A 1,077-nucleotide genomic window follows, 5' to 3' on the forward strand; every position below is an offset into this window, starting at 1 on the left:
AAAAGGAGATATCCCTTGACCGGGATATCTCCTTTTAATACATCATTGCACTTCTACTTAACATATCCTTCTTTTCAACAATTTCTGATTGTAGCTTTTTTATATTACATTTCTATTTTTATTTACCGCTTCATCTTAATCAACTTTTTCTATTACTTCATTAACTAACAACTTTAGAAATTTTTTATTTTCCTTTTTCAGCTCAGCAATATTATTTTCCCTAATTCTTATTATCTGATTGTGTCTCTACACTTTGAGTTTTGTAAGCTTCAAGCTCACTAATTTTATGTTTAATCCGTTCCAAACAAATTTGAGTGTTTGTTTCTTTGTTATAGGATGCCTTATCTACACTTGATATTGATTCGGTGATGATAAACCCATTGGGCAGCTTGACCGCAACCATTGTGCATCTTCCAAAAGCCTTAACAACCTTAACCTGAGATTTTTCGAACATTTCATTGATATCCGCTGGTACGCTATGATTTATCATCAGTGCCTTTCCTTGTTGTTTCGCAATAAAGGAATCTGATGATGGTTCAAATGCCATTTCAAAGGCTTGCACTGTTGTTTCAATGACCTCATCATTGATGAGATCCCTAACCTTCACTTGCCCATCCGCTGTGATTTCCAACAATTCCACTACACTATCTGGCGACCCTTTCACTTTGTATAACTTCAAGTTCTTTCCCTCCACCATGCCTTTTTAATTAAGCTACCGTTAAACTAGTCTATTCAGCATTTAGAAAAGCTGTGAAACTTGAAAAAGAGATACATTTTTCATGTTAATTCTTCCTCTATAAACTTTTTATAACGGGTTAATCTGTTGGGCAGTATCATCACCGATTCGATTGAAGCTATGCTGTGGACCATTTGAATAAGTTGCTTCAATAAAGAAACTTCAATGGCACAAAGATGAAATGGCACTTTTTCGGCACTTGGTCATAAAAAAAGACCAGTGCCCCCTGGTCTATGTACGATAAGAATTCCTTAGAACCCTTGATATGATTGAGTTGGCGGGACTGCGTGGGAATCGAACCCACCAGACCTGGCACGCAGGTCTCAAGCAGTTTTGAAGTT

Annotated in this window: 2 protein-coding genes; both read right to left on the reverse strand. The window is 36.6% G+C overall.

Annotated features, from left to right (window positions below; all coding sequences use genetic code 11):
* Positions 1–220 precede the first annotated feature (220 nt).
* Positions 221–679, reverse strand: a complete 459-nt coding sequence (locus V7659_RS26390) for a Gp49 family protein (protein ID WP_335453218.1) — start codon at positions 677–679, stop codon at positions 221–223.
* Between the two features lie 205 nt (positions 680–884).
* Positions 885–1,077: hypothetical protein (locus V7659_RS26395; protein ID WP_335543060.1), on the reverse strand; the 193-nt coding region annotated here is incomplete at its 5' end.

The organism is Neobacillus drentensis, assembly GCF_036966985.1.
In the GTDB taxonomy this organism is placed as follows: domain Bacteria; phylum Bacillota; class Bacilli; order Bacillales; family Cytobacillaceae; genus Neobacillus; species Neobacillus drentensis_E.